Genomic DNA, 18,176 nt, shown 5'->3' with positions numbered 1-18,176 from the left:
GGTATGTATAAATATATCCCATCAACCTTTCGATGTCAACTCTACACCTTCACCGCGGTCGCCTGTTCTTAAACAGATTCGCTATCTTGCCCGTTAGCAACAACGACAGCCGACCGTTTTTAAGGCCGGCTGCCGTCTTGTGTGTCCCGTTAGGGTAGCGAAGGGCTGACGTGTGGCAGCCATTCACACTCGCCTCAATATTCCGCCAGATTATGCATGACCTGCTGGATCGTTCCGAACGTCGAGTCGGACGCGGTTTGGCCGGCATAGAGGATCAACAGGAAACGCTGAAGATTGAAGTTCGTTCCACCTCTATGTCCTCTCGACTCCCACTCATTCATGAGCGTCCCCCATCCTTTCTCCTGCGCCAGCATGGATGGAAACTCATAGAGCACAAGCTCGCCGCCGTCTTCAAGAACGAACGCCTGAGCTTTTGCATCTGTCAGCGAAATCTCGTCCGGGTCGTCATACGCCGTCAGTTTCAAACCCTTCTCCCCTAAAGCGAGAAGAATATCTTCGCGCGTTACGGCGTCTTGATGCAGGAGAATCAAGGTTTCAGCATACCGATTGCCCGGCTTGGAGGCATGAAAATCCACAGCTTTAGTAAGAATGACCTTGACTACTTCGCCTGCTTTGAAGTCGCTTGCCTTCAGCCCGCTGCCGTCTTCGTCTCGATAAACGGTCTGTGGCGTAGTTTCGATTCCGCATACGTACCCGATATCCTCGATCGCACCACGCTTACCCCGGTTCATTTCATCCGAGCAATTGACGGATATTCGACCGTTCTCCACGCGCTCGACCGCGCCTTGAAAGGTCTTCGTTTTCTGCTCCCAGCAGCCCGTAAGTGCTACGGCAGCCATAAGCAGCACGACACCGACTCTCTTCACGTAAAACCCTCCTCGACCTACCTATTACTACCTTAGACACGCTGGATACAATGGGGTTACTTTGCAGCGCGGATCGAAATAAAAACCGTATGATAACGACCTCGGGGGCAAGCGTTTAGTTGAAAAACGGCAGCCATACTGTTGGCTACCGTTACATCGCTAGTATTTAGCTATCGTGTCCCGTTAGCGTAAGAACGGTTCGATATTTCCGCAATTTGCTTAATAACCAAAGGTACGTCTTCTTCATTACGGTTGACGATAAAGAAGTGGTCAGCTTCCCCTATTTTTGGAGCCGATGAATCGCTCTCTTGTTGTCGAGCTAGCACCTCTTCGAAAGTTGACGCACTCCGAAAAATATCTTTACTTCGCTGGCTTTCTGTTATCCGTTCTTTAAGTACGACTTCCGGAATTTCGAAATAGACAAGAATGCTTATAATCCCATTCCTATGAAAATAGTCCAGTGCATCCATACGACCGTTTCGGGCAAGGTTAGAATTGCAAAGTACAAGATTACAATGGGTCTGATTTACAGCGAAATCGACTATCGTTTGGGTAACTGCATACTTCAGCGTATTTGGTCCTCCTTTCGGACGTAACGACTTGTAGTGAGCATTAATGAACGATGCGTGATTATCTTGGTCAATAATAATTGTATTTTTCAACTGCGATTCCAATTGTTTAGCAAATGTCGTCTTACCACTGTGCGTTTTTCCTACCGTCATGACTACAATTCGATTCATCAAATGCCACCCTCACAAGTATTATCAAGATTCATTCCACACATTATAATTACAATCCTGCCCCTAATTCTAAGGCCGGCTGCCGCGTGTTATGAATGGACTATCGTCCCCGGAATTTCTACAGACCGATGCAGGCTATTTCGTCCCAATTGGGTCAAGTTGAATGGTTTCCGACGTTTTGTTCCACCACACCTGCATTTTCACGGAAGAATCAGGATTGGCGGTTGAACCATTTCCACCCGAGGAGCCAAGACTGTACACATTGCCAATCTTATCGACGCTAGGCAGTGTTCCGTTCCCATCCTCGCCACCGTCTGTGTCGTACGCGTAACGGAGTTGACCCGAAGGTCTAGGATCCTTACCAATATATTTCATGAACAATCTTGATGTGTGATTCTCCTCTCCTTTCGGCTTATAGGTGATATACACGGCTGCCCAATGCTTCGAATGTCCCCTGAACTCATAAACGTAGTCCATTTCGCTACCCGATTGAAGGTCCTGAATAGTATTGCGTTGCATACCGGTGTACACATCATTCTCATTCTGTTTACATCCGCTAAGCAGCAGCGTGCTCGCCAACAAAAACGTTAAAATCATTCTCCATCTCATAGGATCCTCCTTAGATACGAATATTCCTAACACATCTTTATGGTCGGCGACGCGTTGAGCTATCGTGTCCCGTTAGTTAAGTGCTGGGTTTTAGTTTAGCTACCCCACTAATCGAGAAAAGGGGTAGAACAGCCAATAGTCATCAACCATGGTTATGCTAATAATCCAAAGCAACATTCCAAGAACTAATGGTAGCGCAACGTGTTTAGGTTTCTTAATCAAACGTATAGAGTGTGCTAATGCGATCGTAAATATTGTGAATGGTAAGACAAGTAAATACAGTCCAATTGACCAGCTTCCTAGAAAGCTAACGACATACCATACTGCACCTACCACCCAAATTATCTTTCGATTTAAAAGAATTCCAACAAAACTGAGGAAAACCACGATGATAAGCATTACATAAAAAAATATTGTAAGTACTGGCATAAAACCACACCTCCGTGTTCCGGTAACATTGGGGCAATGATTTATCGTTCTCCGATAGCTTAATAAGATGCTATACCTTCTTAGCCACTTATTGATTAAAACAATGGTAATGACTCCACCCATTATTGGAAAAGCGAAAATGATGAGAACAATGAAAAGACCGAAATGTTGAGATATCCACTCAGAGAATGTAATCACTCCCCATCGTTGTAGGTATTAATTGGTACGAAGGTCACCTAATTAGTTCCGTTATTCAACTATACTGCCCGTTAACGCAGCGACGGCAGCCGATCTCTCTAAGACCGGCTACCGTCGTGTAATAATTGAACTATCGTGTCCCGTTAGCGTAACTGTAATAATCGTTTAGTTGCCTCTCGTAAGTGGATGTGTATTCTTTACTTTGCACCAGGAGCCTTAAATTTGAGGCTATATGCTTTAATATATGAATTGCTTCCTAGCTGCACTGCAATTACATTTTCTACTCTTTCACCGATCACTCTATATAATTTGGTGCCTTTAGGGTATCTGTTCGAAAATGTTGTATTTTTTGACTTATCAGTCTCATTTGTAGAAAAAACTTCAACTTCACCTATTTGCTCACCAATATTCTTTATACCCTCCTTTGTACCAACATATATATTATTTTCAAACTTCAGCATTGAATCATATGCAAAACTACTTTCACTAGAGGTCTTCACATTTATTTCACCCTTCGCTGACTCTTCATTGCTTTCATGCTGGGCGCGTTCTTTACTGCATCCAATCAACAATACAAGACTGCATAATACAACATAAATAAACATCCTCTTAATCATATTGTAAAATCGCCTCTTTACCGGATTTTTCAATTAAATATAAAACGTGGAAATCTTCATGAATGTTGCAACCATTATTCAACTATCCTGCCCGTTAGTTTAACCAGGTTTGCATGGAGCAGATCGATCGGGAATGACATCAAGTTCTTGTCTTTGGTTCGTGACAAGAACTTGATGTCATAAAATAAAAATGCAGCGATATACGCAGCCATTTATGGGTTATGACACCTGACAATAATGTCTAACGACACAAATTTGGTAACCTGCGTATCCTAGGTTTTAGTCCACCTCAGCCATCCAGGCCGCTAACGATACCGATCATGCCCTTACGGAAACCACGGGACGCGATGTACATACCTCCCTCGACGAGGTCATCGACGTGGAAAATTCGTAAACCCTATTCATTATTGAAATCTCCTTCATACGGCGTTCCATGACTTGAACCTAACGTCTCGGTCTTCCTGCGTTGAGGATTGTATACGCTGTTGATATAACGACAGAGCACAGGGAGTATAAAAAAACGGCAGCCTCGATGTTGGCTGCCGTAGGTATCGGTTACTCCTGTTATAAGCATTAGTGAGCGGTGTAACCCCCGTCGATCACCAAGTTGCATCCCGTTACAAATTCATTTTCACACAAGAATACGACTGCGTGTGCAATTTCAGATGGGTTGCCAAGGCGACCGATCGGGTGCCGGGCAACAAGTCCATTATAATAATCACCAAGCGTATCTCGATTAACCATTCCCGATTCTACATATCCTGGACAAACCGAATTCACGCGAATGTTATGTTTTGCATATTCAAGTGCTAAACTCTTGGTCAAAATATTAACTGCGCCTTTGCTTGCATTATATGCAAATGCACCCGGTTGCCCGACAAGCCCTAGAACCGATGCCGTATTCACAATGACGCCACCGCCGGTTTTCAGCATTTCCCGAATAGCATATTTAGCGCCAAAAAACACCCCGTCTTGATTGACCGCAATTACTTTATGATAATCCGAATAGGACAGTTCATGCGTAGCCCCTTGAGCTCCAATGCCCGCATTATTAATCATAATATCTAATCTGCCATATTTTTTAATCGTTTCCTTTACCATATTTTCCACCGACTTTTCGTCAGCAGCGTTGACGCGAATAAAATACACCTCGCCACCAAGATCAAGAAGTTCCTTTTCAATCGCTTTGCCCGAAGGTTCATTGAAATCAGCGATAACGACTTTTGCGCCTTTTTCTATAAAAGCGCTTACAGTCGCTAATCCAATCCCGCTTGCTCCGCCTGTAATAATGGCAACCTTTTCATTTAAATCCATCATATTATTATCAACTCACTTTCTTTTTGTCTTTTCTTTGCCCTCGAGCAGCGGAGTTATTCGCAAATCTTCAGATAATGAGCGGTTTAACTCGAATACAATGAATTCGTTTTACTCTTAGAACCGGCAATCGGCCCTGTCCCTATTTATAGGTTTCCTCTTTACTCTGATTGTTAGCTCTCTCCGTTGGCAATCTATCTGAGTTCAAATCTCAAAATTAATTATCTTAATATAAAGATATAAGATCCTAATCCCTCTGTCAATGGCAGGAGGCGATGAAGCCCGTTAAACGAGTGCTGGAATGGAAAAAGTTGTTTGCAGAAGGGCTGGCGGTTCATGTTGCCCGGACTAAGGAAGGATTCTACATCGAGCAACATGTTCATAATTCCGTGAAATTCGTCTTTGTCGCGCAAGGTGAAGGCTTCCATTACATCGAGGATGAATTCGTCCGCGTTCGCAGGGGCGATGTATTCTATTTGCCCGTCGGTACCTCGTATGTGCTGCGGCCGATGATCCAACCGCCGTCGCCGCAGCTCGTTGTCTAACGCTCCCCTTTTTCTGAAGCGGCTTCTGGATCTGCATGAGCTTGTCCTTCCGTTCTGTCCTGAGACCGGGTTCCCCGGGACGGCGCGCAGCTGTGTCATCGCGATGCCATAAAAAGGCCGCCTTTTCGGCGGCCTTCAAATGAGCTTTAGCGGATGTCGTACTTCGACCAAATGGTCATTGTTCGCATAATGGAAGCTGCGGCGTGGCAAACCAAGTCCGGTGCGTTGGCAATCGCCGCCTCCAGCGGCATAGGGGATTGTGTCGCTCCGGCGATGACATCGATTCCGAGTCCGTAAAGCAAGGCGATATCGGAAGAAGGGCCGATTCCGCCGGACAAGCAAACGATCGGCTTTCCTCGCTGCTTTGCAAGCTTGGCGACCCCCACTGGCGTTTTTCCTAATGAAGTCTGGCCATCCGTACGGCCTTCGCCCGTAAAGACGACATCCGCCCATAAGATCCAACGTTCTAAGCCGGCCGCGTTTGCGACTACTTCGAATCCCGATGCCATTCGAGCACTCAGAAAAGCGAGCATGCCCGCTCCCAAGCCGCCTGCCGCGCCCGCGCCGGGTACATGTGAAACTTCGAGGCCAAGCTCTCTGCAAATAACGTGACTCAGATGAGCTAAGTTATGATCTAATAGTTGCACGGTCTCTGGATCAGCACCCTTCTGGGGACCGAACACGATCGATGCTCCCCTCGGCCCAACGAGCGGATTCGTCACGTCACAGGCAATGACAATCTCAGAATCCATGATTCGGACATCCAAGCCCGATACGTCGATTTGGCAAAGGCGCTGCAGGCCTCCGCCGCCATCAGGTACTTCTTCCCCGCGTTCATCCAAGAAACGGATGCCGAGCGCTCGCGCCATGCCCATTCCACCATCGTTTGTCCCACTGCCGCCAAGACCGACGATCAGCTTGCGGCACCCGATATCGAGCGCCGCTCGAATCAACTCGCCTGTTCCGCGCGATGTAGCCGCAAGCGGATTCAACTTCCCGGAAGGTACGAGCGTCAGGCCGGATGCCGCCGCAATCTCAATTACGGCGGTGCCCCCCTCGTCGATTGTACCGAATTGAGCGTTAACTGGCGCCCCGAGCGGGCCAGTGACCTCCACTTGACGGTATCGACCGGATGCCGCCTCAACGATTGCGCGGACCGTGCCTTCCCCGCCATCAGCGATGGGAACCTTCATGATTTCCGCCTCCGGTAAAACATCTCGGATGCCACGCTCCATGCTTGCGGCAACCTGTTCGGCGCTAAGACATCCCTTGTACGAATCCGGAGCAATTAATACCTTCATGGACTGGCTCTGTTCGCGCGGAACGCGATTAGCGACATCCCTCTTCATCCAAATGCTCTCTTCATGAAGGCCAAGCTCCGCTCATACTCCGATGCATCCTTCACCGTGCACTCAGCGGAGATCATACCATCATAGCCGGACATGCGCAGCTGTACGGCGAATTCGTCGTAAGGATAGGCACCTGTTCCCGGCGACAGCCTTCCCGTATCCGCGACATGAATGTGAGCCAGCCACTTTGCATGCTTCACGAGGGTAGTGTACGGCTCCTCCTCCAGCTCCATATGATAGAAGTCTGCCAACGCGCGAATCGGCTCGCGCTCGACGAGCCGAACAAAATGGCATGCTTCCTCCACGCTGTTCACCAAGTTGCTTTCCTTCCGGTTAAGCGGCTCCACCGCCAACACGACACCGGTGCCTTCGAACTCGTCGGCGATTCGGTTCAGCAGCCGAACGAACTGCTCTTCCGCCCTGCCGGCATCATAACCTTCCGGCACATTGCGGGAACGGCCGCTGCCGAGTACGGCCGTCCGTGCACCAATGCGCCCGAGCGCTTCCGCCGCTTTCGCCACGTAGCGTTGTATCCGGTACTCGTCCACGTCCGGACCGACCACCGCGATATCCCGCGGGAGAAACAAGTTAAACGCGCGTACCGGCAGCGGGCTCTCCAAATAACGGGGCAGCTCCACCCGATATGCCTGCTCGTTCTCCAGTTGAAGTGCAGTCAAGGCGCATTCGATATAATCGAAGCCGGCCTCGAGGAGCAATTCGGCGTCTTCGATTCCCCTGCACCATCCGTACGTATACATGAATCTGTCAGCTCCTATTCCCAATGAATAATCGTTCCGATTTTATTCGCGTTTCCAGCGAGCATTTCGCGATATGACTGTTCGATGTCGGTCCAATGAACCCGCTCAGTAATCAGCGGCTCCAACAAAACTCGGTTATGACAAAGCAGGTTCAAAAAGGCATTGGCGTCATCCCGCCACGTCCAGAAGCCTGGCCGAGATTCGGTTCCCGCGTTGCCGGATATATGCGCACCGATAATCGTCAGCGCCTTCTTGTGCACGTCACGATAGAAGTTGACCGTCGTGTCACCCCGAGTGCTGCTCAAAATGACGGCACGGCCGAAATCCCGCGCCGTGCCGAGCGCGGTGTTAATTACTTCCGGAACGCCGGTACTCTCGATGACGACCTGAGGACCTTTGCCTTCCGTCGCTTGGCGCACCGCGTCCGTCCATCCCCCGTCCGCCGAATTAAGGGCGAGTTCGACGCCGCAATGCCGCGCGAGTTCGATGCGGTTGTCTTCACGGTCGACGCCGATGACCGGCACCGCGCCGTTTAGCTTCGCGAGTTGCATCGCCAACTGGCCGATAATGCCGAGGCCGATAACCATCGCGGATTCGCCTAGCTCGATTCTCGCCTTGCGCACGCCCTGCATGGCGATGACACCGAGCGAGGTGAACGCCGCTAGCTCGTAAGGTACCCCGTCGGGAATCCGTGCCGCGCGTGCTTGCCGAATGTTCCCGTACGAGCGGTGCTGGATGCCGTGGCTGGCAATCCGGTCGCCGACCCGAAAGTCGGTGACGGCTTTACCGACCTTGACGACTTCGCCCGCCGAACTGTAACCAGGCGTCATCGGGTAATCGCCGGACGTGTTCGCCATGCCCAGCACGAACGCCCTTTCCGTTCCGGGACTGATCAAGGAAGCATGCACCCGCACTTGGATTTCGTGGTCGCCCGGCTCCGGCAGCTGCTGCGCCTGAAGCTCGATCTCGCCTTTCGTCTCGCTGACCAAAACATGATGGTTCATTTCAAAGTCACCTGTCCTTTTCTAGTTCGCCGCCGGGGTACCAATGCGGATCGGTTTGCCCGTGCGTGCGGATTCGTAAGCGGCCAATACGACTTCCAGCGTTCGTCGGCCTTCTTCCCCGTTCACGAGCGGTTCCCGGTCCTCGCGAATCGCCTCCACGAAATCTTCCAGCAGTCGACGATGCGAATGATGAGAGATCGCGGATCCCGTTGCGCCGACGATGGCGGTCGGACCCGCTGGCGGCGCGTAAACGCCGCCGTCTTGCAGCTCCCATGCTTTGATCTCGTCGTTCTCGATCATGACGGTCCCTTCCGTGCCATGGATGTCGAGGCGCGTGAAGAAGCCGGGGTAGGCAGATGTGCTTCCTTCGATCATGCCGATCGCCCCGCTCTTGAATTTGACCGCGGCGACGGCCATGTCTTCCGCCTCGATGCGGACGTGGGCGCGGGTCGCGGTATACGCAAATACCTCTACGACCGATCCCATCAAGCAGCGCAGCAGATCGACGTAATGGATGGATTGATTCATCAGCGCCCCGCCTCCATCCATCGCCCAGGTTCCGCGCCATGGTGTCGCGTCGTAATAGTCCTGCGAACGATACCACTTCGTTTGGGAAGTGCCAAAATTCAACTGTCCGAGCCTTCCGGCATCAATTGCCCGCTTCAGCTCCGACGCGGCGGAATCGAAGCGATGCTGAGAAACGACGCAAAGCTTGACACCGTTCCGCCGGCACGCCTCGATGAGACGGTCGGCGCTGTCCAACGAGACGTCGATCGGCTTCTCGACGACGACGTGCTTGCCCGCCTCCGCGGCCAGCACGCCAAGCTCGGCATGGGTCCCGCTCGGCGTCAAGATGCAGACCGCGTCTAGGTCCACCCGCTCCAGCATCCGGCGGTAATCCGCGTAAGCCTTCGCCCCGTACTCGGCGGCGAACGCGGCCGTTTTCTGCGGATGATTTCCGAATACAGCAGCCAACCTTGCCTCCTTCATTTCGCCGAGACACTTCGCGTGGACGGCTGCAATCATGCCGTAGCCCGCGATCGCGAAATTCAGCGTTTCCTTCATAACGGTACCTCCATCGTCATTTCATACCAGTCGTCGATATCCCTTCGACGAAATGCTTCTGCGCAAAGAAGAACAGGAGCAGCAGCGGCAGGATCGATAGGAACGAGACGGAGAACATGGCGCCCCAGTTCGTCTTTCCCGTATTGTCGAGGAATAGGTTCAACGCGAGCGTGACCGGATAAAGCTTCACGGAATTGATATACAACAGGTGGGAGAAGAAATCGTCCCACGACCACATAAATGCGAAAATGGATACCGTGAACATGGCAGGCTTCAGCAATGGCAGCAGAATCCGAAAGAAGAACCGCACTTTGCCCGCGCCGTCCACGACGGCCGCTTCATCAAGCTCTCTTGGAATGCCCCGGATAAACTGTACAAGCAAAAAGATAAAGAACGCTCCGTTGAACTCGCCGAGCCAGGCCGGAATCGTCATCGGCAGATAGGAGTTCAGCCACCCGAGCTTTGCGAACAACAAATATTGCGGGATGATGATGATCTGCTTCGGGAACATGATCGTGACGAGCAGGACGGCAAACCACGTTTTCTTCAGCGGAAACCGGAGCCTCGCGAAGCCGTACGCCGCTAGCGAGCAAGAGAACAGCGTTCCGATCAGGATGCTAATCGACAACAGAAACGAATTGGCGAAGAAAACATGGAACGGGTGCTCACCAATCGCGAACCAGCCGTCCTTGTAGTTGCTCCATTGCAGTTTACTCGGCAGGATTGACGCGTTTCCGAAAATATCGTCGTTTGTTTTGAAGCTTCCGAAGAAGAGCCATAGGATCGGATAGACCATGACGAGCCCGCAGGCGGACAGCAGAATATGTTTGAGATATCTCATCATGGTTATCCTTTCTTTCCGGAGCCGGAATCTTCGTAATGAACCCAGTAACGGGAAGCGAAGAAGTTCAGCGCGGTGGCCGCGCCGATGATCGCCAGCAGTACCCACGATATCGCCTGCGCGTAGCCCATGTTCAGCGAGCTGAATGCCTGCTGGTAAATATAGATGACCATGAACAATGTCTCGTCCATCGGGCCGCCCTTCGTAATGACGTACCCTTGCGTGAAAGTCTGGAACGTCTGGATCGTCTGCATAATCAGATTGAAGAAGAGCACCGGCGAGATGAGCGGCAGGGTGATATGCAGGAATCGGGTCCATTTGCCCGCACCGTCGATGGACACCGCTTCGTACATTTCCTTTGGCACTTGCTTCAGGCCGGCCAGGAAAATGAGCATCGAGGACCCAAATTGCCAGACCATTAGAATGACGATCGTATAAAGAGCGGAATCGGGATTGAAAATCCAATCTTTCGCCTGAATTCCGAACATGTGCAGAAATAGATTGAGAAGGCCTTCCCGGCCGAAAATTTGCATCCACATAATCGAGACGGCGACGCTGCCACCGACGATCGACGGTAAATAGTAGACGGTCCTGTAGAACGACAACCCGGAGATTCCCTTATTCAGGACGATCGCCACGAGCAGGGCGAACGCCAGCTTCAGCGGTACGGACAGCAAAACAAGCTTGGTCGTGACCCATAGCGATTTTAAGAACCGGTCGTCGTCTTGGAACAGCTTCGTAAAGTTATCGATACCGACGAACGCGTAATCATCGGCGAAGCGGTAATCGGTCAGCGCCAAATAAAACGAATGAATAAAAGGCCACAGCATGAACGCGACGAATCCGATTAACCAAGGCAAGATGAACAAGTAGCCCAGCGCGTATTCCTTCAAGCGATGCCCCAGTCTCGTTTCCATTCTTTAAACCCCTTTTTAAGCGGCATGGAACCGGCCATTTCATGCTTTGGAGCGGCCGGGCCCATGCCGTTTGCGTTATTTCTTGAAGATGGCTTCCCCTTTTTCGCGAAGCTCTTGAATCGCTTCTTCGGGAGTCGACTTATCAAACGCTAGCTTCTGCATCACTTGGTCGAACAACTTCTTCTCGCCTCGGAACTCGTCGAACTTCTCCGGTATCGGATCCATCGGCGCCAGCTCCTGCGCATACACTTCGCTGTTGATCTTGAACAAGGCGCGGGTCGAGGCGTCGAGCAGATCGGGCGAATTCGCCAGCATATCGCGAACCTCGGAGTTCGAAGAGACGCCGCGTACGTTTTTAAGCAATTTCGCCGCATCCAGGTCGTTGATGAAGAAATCGATGAATTTAGCGACTTCCTCCGGCGCCTTGGAATGTTTGTTGATCGTCATGATGACTTCCGTGATGGCTGCGTCCGGAGAGAAATCGCCACGAGGCACGGGAACCATGGCAAGCTCGTCCTTCGTGTTGCTTTGAAGGCGACCGAAGATGCTTGCACCGCGAAACTGCATCGCTGCTTGGCGTTTCACGAGCGGGCTGTTCTGGTTGCTGTCATCTGCCGCGGAGATGTCCGGCGTGGTCACGGCGCCAGCCGCACGTAATTCTTCCCAGTACTGAACGACCTTCAAGGCGTCTTGATCCGAGTAGACGATGCCGTCCGCCGAGTAAACCGGCTTGCCCGTAAGGGCTTTCATTTGAGCGTAGAATACGTCGGCGCTCGCGTTGCCTGCCATGTCATCCACCGCACCGTATACTTTGCCTTTCGACTTCTCGGTGATTTCCTTTGCTTTCGCCGCGTAATCGGCCCACGTCCAACCTTGCTTCGGCTCCGCCACGCCAAGCTCTTGAAACAGCGTCTTGTTGTAGACGATCGCGTTCACCGCCTGATAGACCGGCACGCCCTTCACTTCCCCGTTCACCTTCGCCTGATCAAGCAATGCCTTATTGATTTTATCCAGGTGGATGGACGGGAATTTATCGACGCTCAAGTAATAGTTCGTATCAATTCCCCACGCCAATTCGGCGAAAATCACATCGGGGCCCTCGCCGGCGATCAATTGAGTCTTCAGCTTGTCGGTGAAGCCTTCCCAGCCTCCGTATTCCGGAACGATGTCGATCTCCGGGTGACGCTCCTCGTACAACTTAATCGCTTCCAGCGTGGCATTATGGCGTTCCTCGGATCCCCACCAGGCGAATCTCAAGCTCGTCTTGCCCGCCTTCTGGCCGTCTTTGGCATTGCTGGTCTCGCTCGCGCCGTTGTCAGTCGTGCATGCGACCACGATAGAACTCAGCATGGCAACCGATATTGCCGTCAACAATGTTTTCTTGACTTTCACCATCCGTCCGTGACCTCCTATATCTGTCGATTCTCTTGCCTATCTTCAGGCTACCTTCTGAGAAGGGGTCTCCACAATTCGAAATAATTCGCCTCATGTTGAAATTTTTCGTCCACACAAAAAAAGGGCCTCATGGCCCGGAACTTGTTAGCATAGGTTCGATTTGAACATCGAACGGTATTCAGACGGCGTCAATCCGACATGCTTCTTGAACACTTGACCGAAGTAACGGGCGTCCGGAATGCCAACGCTCTCAGCGACTTGACCCGCCTTCAGGTTAGTCCCCTCGAGCAATTCCTTGGAGCGGTCGATTCGATACTTGGTGACGTAATCGACGAAGTTCATGCCTTTGGTCTCCTTAAACCATGACGAAAACGTGTTCGGATGCAGATCGGCGGATTCAGCGACCACGTCAAGTGACAGCACCTCGCTGTAACGCTCGTGAATGAACGCCAGTACGGCGTCCAGCTTGGAGGAATCCTTTTGGCGGGAGCTTTCCAGGTTCAACTCGCGAACGAAATGCCCGAGCTCGCGGCGCAGCCCCTCATTCGCCTGTTCGAAGGAAGTGACTCTATCTTCTTCGAGCATTCGATAGAAGCTTTCCTTTCGGGCGGTCCACTTTTCTTCGGGGAAATAGGGCAGCTTTGCGAATTCCATCTCAAGCGAGGTCAGCAAAAAGCGCATCAATGGCCATAAGCGTCCCGGTGGAAACTCGCAGGCTTCGAACTCCCGCACGATATCGTCTATGGCGTCGCTCAGCCGTCTAGGACCAAGACCGGATGTACGGCTCGCGAGCAAGCCGATTTTCCGGATGACGGAGGAGAGGTTCAACAAATCATCGAGATCGAGTCCGCGATTCGAGCGTTCCGAAAGCTCCTTTGCGCACTTGACCAGTACGTGCCCGAAATCCTCGTCTTCGGCCGGCTTGAGCAAATAATCGAACACGCCAGATTGGATTGCGCGTTGCGCGTAGTTAAACTCATTGTATCCAGTGAGCAATACCACGAGAAGATCGGGATATTTCATCCGAATCTCGTTGCTTAATTCCACGCCGTCCATGCCTGGCATCTTGATGTCCGTCAAGATGACATGAGCCTCGTTACCATCCGCGAGCCATTTCAGCGCCTCCCTTGCGTTCCCGCAGGCGTCCACGGCCTCGAAGCCGTGCGACTCCCAATCAAAGTGAAGGAGCCCGTTGCGGACGATCGGCTCATCGTCGACGATCAACAGCCGGTAATTCATTGCGAGCTTCCCCCTTCGCCAAGTCTTTCTTCAGCCACACTTCCACGATCGTGCCACCGTCCTCGATACTATCAATTTTGAGGCCCCATTCCCTTCCGTACAACAGCTTGATCCGCTCGTCCACGTTGGCCAGGCCCAGATGCTCGTGATGACGAGCTTCCGGCTTCAACAACGTAGCCAGCTTTTCCTTCGGGATGCCGACGCCGTTATCTTGGATGATGAAGAATATTCGATCCCCGGACTCCGCTCCTTTAATGTGCACCTCTCCATACGTTTCTTGCCGCTCCAGTCCGTGTACGACGGAGTTTTCGACAAGCGGTTGAAGGATAAATCTCGGAATCGGATACGAACGCATCTTCTCGGGAACGTCAATTATAATCTTGATCCGGTCCGAAAACCGGGTCTCCTGGATGTGAGCGTAGTATTTGATATACGCCAGCTCCTCCTCCACCGTAATGAATTTGTCCGCCTTCGACAGGCTCAGCTTGAACAGCTTGGACAATGCCGTCACCATCTTCACAATTGTGGGAATTTTGTGCGTGCGGGCAATCCAGTTGATGGAGTCGAGCGTGTTGTATAGAAAGTGCGGATTGATTTGAGCCTGCAGCGCGTTCCACTCCGCTTCGTTCTTGAGAATCTGTTGCTCGTACACCTCGTTAATCAAGCTGTTCACCCGCTGCACCATACGGTTGTAACTAGCCGTGAGCAGACCGATCTCGTCATTCGAACGAACCTCAAGGCGCGACTTGAAGTTGTTTTTCTCCACCTCTTGCATATGCCGGATGAAAAGTTTGATCGGCCGTGTAAAAATTTGCGTCATCCAAGCAGCAATGCCGAGCGTTATAACCAGGATGATGACGACCGTATTTAAAAAGTATTTGCGGATCTGCTTTGTCCCTTCGACGATTTCGTCCCTCGGCACCACGGATACGAAGGTCCAGTCCGTCTTGTCCAGCGCATATTGGGTGATGAGCATCTTCTTGCCTTTAAAAGAGACCTCCTTGTTTGAGTTATTCAAATCGAGCTTTAGCGCAAGCTCCCTTCCGTTCGAGTTGCGTCCGATAATCGGATGACGGTCTTGGTCGATTAGCAGCAAAAAGCCTGTATGGAGCGGCTGGAACTGGTTGAGGACGGATTCCAAGCGGTAGCTTGGAATTACAATTCGAATAATGCCAAGCTTCTCCTCGAATTTATTGCCGGTAATCATGCGGGAATACACCATGAATTGACCTTCGTTTATAGAGTACCAATAGGGGGAGCCGTTGCGGTCAACCACTTCCTTGATCCATGGCTCGCTCTCATCGATTGTGTCGTTCGAATAGCCTCCGCTGAAGGAAAAGCCGTTATAGCCGTAAATTTCCACTTTCTCAATATCAGATCTTGTTTTCAGGTACTGCTTCAGTATCATGTCGACCTCGTTCGCCGCCAACACCTTCTCATAGGTCGACTCGAACCGCCTCTTCTTGAGTAGGTTCAAAATCTGATCGTTGGTCGAGGCGAAGATGCCAATCTGCTCCATTTCGGAAAAATACATCGACAAATAACCTTCGCTCTGGCGCAGCGCCTGCATCGTAATGTCCTCCGCCTGTCTTTCCAGCAGTCGGTTGAACTCCAGGTTGGATAGTATGCCGGTCACCGTGATCGGAATGACACCGATGACGAGAATGATGAGCAGGATTTTGTTGCGGAAACTGAAGAACCCCGGTCGTATCATAGTTAACCACCCTCGATCGCGAACTGGTTAAGAGTGTAAAACTCAATCGGCCGGGTGTCAACAACGATCATCGATTTGTTTCTCAGAGCGACTACCACCGGCAAGGGCGGCATGCGAGCGTTTTTGTCAATGGTTCCGATTAAAGAAGGACGTTTATCCCTCCTTACAAACGCTTTCCTTTTCTTTGATCGTTAGCCTCTTGCCCGGAAAGCGAAAACGGCAGCCACCTTGTTGGCTGCCGTTTCTAAGTGTTCTTTGAATTAACGCGTCCCGTTAGTTGAATATGCTCTAGGGAACGCGGACTACTTTCTTTTGCTTTTTTGCCATGCTGTCAAAGAAGTTATACTGGCTCCGATAAGAGCAATAGAAGTTGTTACGAATATAGCCCGTTCTTTGTGAGGCTCACCTATAACACCAACTTTTGGTTCAAAAGGCTCGAAGACAAATACCAGGACATTAACAATCATTAAGGTAGTAGTTAATAAAAACAAGAATAAATATTTGCTCACTAGTCCTCCCCTAATAAAGCTCCAAAAAAGGTAATAACGTTACGTCATTTTACGATCCGGAATTTGGATAGTTACGCTATTCTACCCGTTAGCATAACAAAAAACGGAGCAGTTGCCGTCGGCAAACTGCTCCAAGATGTCTTGAACGTAGAAATCGCGATAACGAAGAAGATGTCGCCATTATTGAATGGCCTTATATTTTTCAAGGGTTTGTCGGGATACAAGGTCAGGTCTTTTTTGAAGAAGTGGTTCAGCAGCCGTAAGTGCAGATACAGGAAGCTGTCCTTTGTTCACTCCAATAACTATCTTAGACATTCTCTCATACTCCTGTTTGCTGATCATGACTCCCGTATTTGAATTATTCGCAAGAGCAGAAGCAGAGCTACTCACAACCAGTACTGCTGTAGCAACAAGCGATGAAGCCAGTATCTTTTTCATAATCTCTCCCTTCCTATTGGAAAAAATTAGGTGCGGCTATGTCACGTTATATCTACTTAAAAAGTTTCCCATTTCGTACATGAGCCGCAAGAATGTTAGATACTTATGCAAGATTTCTTAGGGTCTGCTTGCTTACGGCGTCCAGCTTGGTCGCTTGCTCGTCGGTCAATTCCGTGTCAATGGACTGCAGATTTTCAAAGAAATGCTTCTCGTTCTGCGTGCCCACAATAGCCGAGGTCAAGCCCTTCTGGCGTAGCAGCCAACTAATTGCGATTTGCGAGAGAGTGGCATCCTTGGCCGCGGCTATCTCCTCCAAAAGACGGATTAGGTCTGCGGTTTTCAGCAGGTTTTCTGATTGGAATAATGGCCGCTCCTTGCGAAAATCTGTCACTTCTTTGCCTTTGTGAAAAATCCCGGTCAGAATGCCCTTAGCGAGGGAGTTGTAGCTCATGATGCTAATGTCATTTTCCAAACAATAACCAAGCAGATCGTCCTCGATGCTGCGCTGAAGCATATGATATTCCGGTTGAATCGCGTCGATCCGTCCGTATTGCATAGCCTTCTTCAACTGAGCTAACGAGAAATTGGATACACCGATGGCACGAATTACTCCTTCTTCTTTCAGCTTGCTCAGCTCTCCCATAGATTCCTCGATCGGGATTTCGTTACTGGGCGTATGGATATAATACAAGTCGATATAGTCAGTGTTCAGCCGAAACATGCTTTGCCACAGGGCCGTACGGATCTCTTTGGGCCGTAGGTGATGAGCGCTTACCTTGGTTGCGATTACGCATTGTTTTCTAACCTCGCTTAGGGCTTTTCCTACTAGAATCTCTGAGAGTCCCGCCCCATAGAGCTCAGCGGTATCGAACGAATTTACTCCATTTTCAAAGGCTCGACGGAGAAGCCGGATGTTGTCCTCTTCGGGCCTCAGCTCCCAGCGAGTCAACCCACCCGAGAATGCGTTTCCTCCTCCTAACTCCATTGCGCCATACGTAATGCGGGATACTTCCATGTCAGTTCTGCCTAGTTTTGCGTACTTCATTGGTTTTCTGCTCATCCTTTCTCGAATCGATTCTGTACAGGGACAAAACATAATAATATTGAATTCGGCTTCACTCCAATAACTCCTCCCAGCTTTATACAATTATCGTCCGAACCTGGAACTCCCTTTTAGTGGAACGAAGGAAGCCGATCATTTCTAGCCGACTGCCTCCGTGTTTTGGTTGAGCTATCGTTTCCCGTTAGAATTCCTGTAAAACGAATAATTTGGTGTTTGAACAAAAACGAGCGCTTCGGTACGATGGGGTTACGCACGAGGTCAAAAGCCTCAAAAAGCCCATCAGGAGGTCGCTCTACTATGAATTTTAAGGCACAGGATAAGCAAAATCAACGCATTGAAAACATTACCGTTTCTCACCTTGTCGTGGGTGTAGACATTGCACAGGAAGTTCATGTAGCCCGCGCTGTCAGCTTTCGCGGCGTTGCTTTGGGTACGCCGCTCGAGTTTGGTAACGATCGCGAAGGCTTTATGCTGTTTAAGCGTTGGATCCAGGATCTACTTCACTCCTACAAACTGAGCAGCGTCATTGTTGGCATGGAACCCAC

The 18,176-nt window shown here is 50.6% G+C and carries 18 protein-coding genes and 1 pseudogene; 2 read left to right on the top strand and 17 right to left on the bottom strand.

Annotated features, from left to right (window positions below):
* Nucleotides 1–194: 194 nt before the first annotated feature.
* From BMZ79_RS30830 to BMZ79_RS30815, 5 genes are all read right to left on the bottom strand, one after another.
* On the bottom strand, nucleotides 195–887 hold the full coding sequence (locus tag BMZ79_RS30830; protein ID WP_090648299.1) for a hypothetical protein: 693 nt from the start codon (nucleotides 885–887) through the stop codon (nucleotides 195–197).
* 170 nt (nucleotides 888–1,057) lie between these two features.
* The gene (locus BMZ79_RS30825; protein ID WP_256253259.1) at nucleotides 1,058–1,609 is read right to left on the bottom strand and encodes an ATP-binding protein; all 552 of its coding nucleotides are present in this window, start codon (nucleotides 1,607–1,609) and stop codon (nucleotides 1,058–1,060) included.
* Nucleotides 1,610–1,762: 153 nt separating this feature from the next.
* Nucleotides 1,763–2,236, bottom strand: a complete 474-nt coding sequence (locus BMZ79_RS30820; RefSeq protein WP_090648295.1) for a hypothetical protein — start codon at nucleotides 2,234–2,236, stop codon at nucleotides 1,763–1,765.
* Between the two features lie 824 nt (nucleotides 2,237–3,060).
* On the bottom strand, nucleotides 3,061–3,480 hold the full coding sequence (locus BMZ79_RS34010; RefSeq protein WP_143089178.1) for a hypothetical protein: 420 nt from the start codon (nucleotides 3,478–3,480) through the stop codon (nucleotides 3,061–3,063).
* Nucleotides 3,481–4,053: 573 nt separating this feature from the next.
* The gene (locus BMZ79_RS30815) at nucleotides 4,054–4,797 is read right to left on the bottom strand and encodes an SDR family NAD(P)-dependent oxidoreductase (protein WP_177222436.1); all 744 of its coding nucleotides are present in this window, start codon (nucleotides 4,795–4,797) and stop codon (nucleotides 4,054–4,056) included.
* Between the two features lie 272 nt (nucleotides 4,798–5,069).
* Here BMZ79_RS30815 and BMZ79_RS30810 point away from each other — a divergent pair, with 272 nt between their 5' ends.
* The gene (locus BMZ79_RS30810; protein WP_090648292.1) at nucleotides 5,070–5,339 is read left to right on the top strand and encodes a cupin domain-containing protein; all 270 of its coding nucleotides are present in this window, start codon (nucleotides 5,070–5,072) and stop codon (nucleotides 5,337–5,339) included.
* 146 nt (nucleotides 5,340–5,485) lie between these two features.
* On the opposite strand, the gene BMZ79_RS30805 is transcribed toward BMZ79_RS30810, so the two are convergent.
* The 12 genes from BMZ79_RS30805 to BMZ79_RS30755 form a co-directional block, all read right to left on the bottom strand.
* On the bottom strand, nucleotides 5,486–6,688 hold the full coding sequence (locus BMZ79_RS30805; protein ID WP_256253257.1) for a glycerate kinase family protein: 1,203 nt from the start codon (nucleotides 6,686–6,688) through the stop codon (nucleotides 5,486–5,488).
* The gene (locus BMZ79_RS30800) at nucleotides 6,685–7,446 is read right to left on the bottom strand and encodes a sugar phosphate isomerase/epimerase family protein (RefSeq protein ID WP_090648289.1); all 762 of its coding nucleotides are present in this window, start codon (nucleotides 7,444–7,446) and stop codon (nucleotides 6,685–6,687) included. The genes BMZ79_RS30805 and BMZ79_RS30800 overlap by 4 nt, the downstream gene beginning before the upstream one ends.
* Nucleotides 7,447–7,460: 14 nt before the next feature.
* Nucleotides 7,461–8,450: a zinc-dependent alcohol dehydrogenase gene (locus tag BMZ79_RS30795; RefSeq protein ID WP_090648287.1), complete on the bottom strand. Its 990-nt coding sequence runs from the start codon at nucleotides 8,448–8,450 to the stop codon at nucleotides 7,461–7,463.
* A 21-nt stretch (nucleotides 8,451–8,471) separates the two neighbouring features.
* Nucleotides 8,472–9,515 carry a Gfo/Idh/MocA family protein gene (locus tag BMZ79_RS30790; protein ID WP_218154842.1) on the bottom strand — a complete coding sequence of 348 codons (1,044 nt, stop codon included), beginning with the start codon at nucleotides 9,513–9,515 and terminating at the stop codon, nucleotides 8,472–8,474.
* A gap of 16 nt (nucleotides 9,516–9,531) precedes the next feature.
* Nucleotides 9,532–10,356 carry a carbohydrate ABC transporter permease gene (locus BMZ79_RS30785; RefSeq protein ID WP_256253255.1) on the bottom strand — a complete coding sequence of 275 codons (825 nt, stop codon included), beginning with the start codon at nucleotides 10,354–10,356 and terminating at the stop codon, nucleotides 9,532–9,534.
* Nucleotides 10,357–10,361: 5 nt separating this feature from the next.
* Nucleotides 10,362–11,273, bottom strand: a complete 912-nt coding sequence (locus BMZ79_RS30780; protein WP_090648283.1) for a carbohydrate ABC transporter permease — start codon at nucleotides 11,271–11,273, stop codon at nucleotides 10,362–10,364.
* Between the two features lie 75 nt (nucleotides 11,274–11,348).
* On the bottom strand, nucleotides 11,349–12,668 hold the full coding sequence (locus tag BMZ79_RS30775) for an ABC transporter substrate-binding protein (RefSeq protein ID WP_090648281.1): 1,320 nt from the start codon (nucleotides 12,666–12,668) through the stop codon (nucleotides 11,349–11,351).
* Between the two features lie 144 nt (nucleotides 12,669–12,812).
* Entirely contained in the window at nucleotides 12,813–13,907 is a 1,095-nt protein-coding gene (locus tag BMZ79_RS30770; protein WP_090648278.1) for a response regulator, read from the bottom strand.
* Nucleotides 13,876–15,621: a sensor histidine kinase gene (locus tag BMZ79_RS30765; protein WP_090648275.1), complete on the bottom strand. Its 1,746-nt coding sequence runs from the start codon at nucleotides 15,619–15,621 to the stop codon at nucleotides 13,876–13,878. The genes BMZ79_RS30770 and BMZ79_RS30765 overlap by 32 nt, the downstream gene beginning before the upstream one ends.
* Nucleotides 15,622–15,923: 302 nt before the next feature.
* Nucleotides 15,924–16,130: a hypothetical protein gene (locus tag BMZ79_RS34005; RefSeq protein WP_143089177.1), complete on the bottom strand. Its 207-nt coding sequence runs from the start codon at nucleotides 16,128–16,130 to the stop codon at nucleotides 15,924–15,926.
* Nucleotides 16,131–16,310: 180 nt separating this feature from the next.
* Nucleotides 16,311–16,568, bottom strand: a complete 258-nt coding sequence (locus tag BMZ79_RS34000; protein WP_143089176.1) for a hypothetical protein — start codon at nucleotides 16,566–16,568, stop codon at nucleotides 16,311–16,313.
* A gap of 103 nt (nucleotides 16,569–16,671) precedes the next feature.
* The gene (locus BMZ79_RS30755; protein WP_090648270.1) at nucleotides 16,672–17,613 is read right to left on the bottom strand and encodes an aldo/keto reductase; all 942 of its coding nucleotides are present in this window, start codon (nucleotides 17,611–17,613) and stop codon (nucleotides 16,672–16,674) included.
* A 315-nt stretch (nucleotides 17,614–17,928) separates the two neighbouring features.
* Here BMZ79_RS30755 and BMZ79_RS30750 point away from each other — a divergent pair.
* Nucleotides 17,929–18,176: pseudogene (locus tag BMZ79_RS30750) on the top strand (IS110 family transposase); the annotation flags it as partial.

Origin of the sequence: Paenibacillus sp. UNC496MF, assembly GCF_900113915.1 — a bacterium.
Taxonomy (GTDB): Bacteria; Bacillota; Bacilli; order Paenibacillales; family Paenibacillaceae; genus Paenibacillus_Z; species Paenibacillus_Z artemisiicola.
This window is presented reverse-complemented; position numbering and strand designations above follow the sequence as displayed.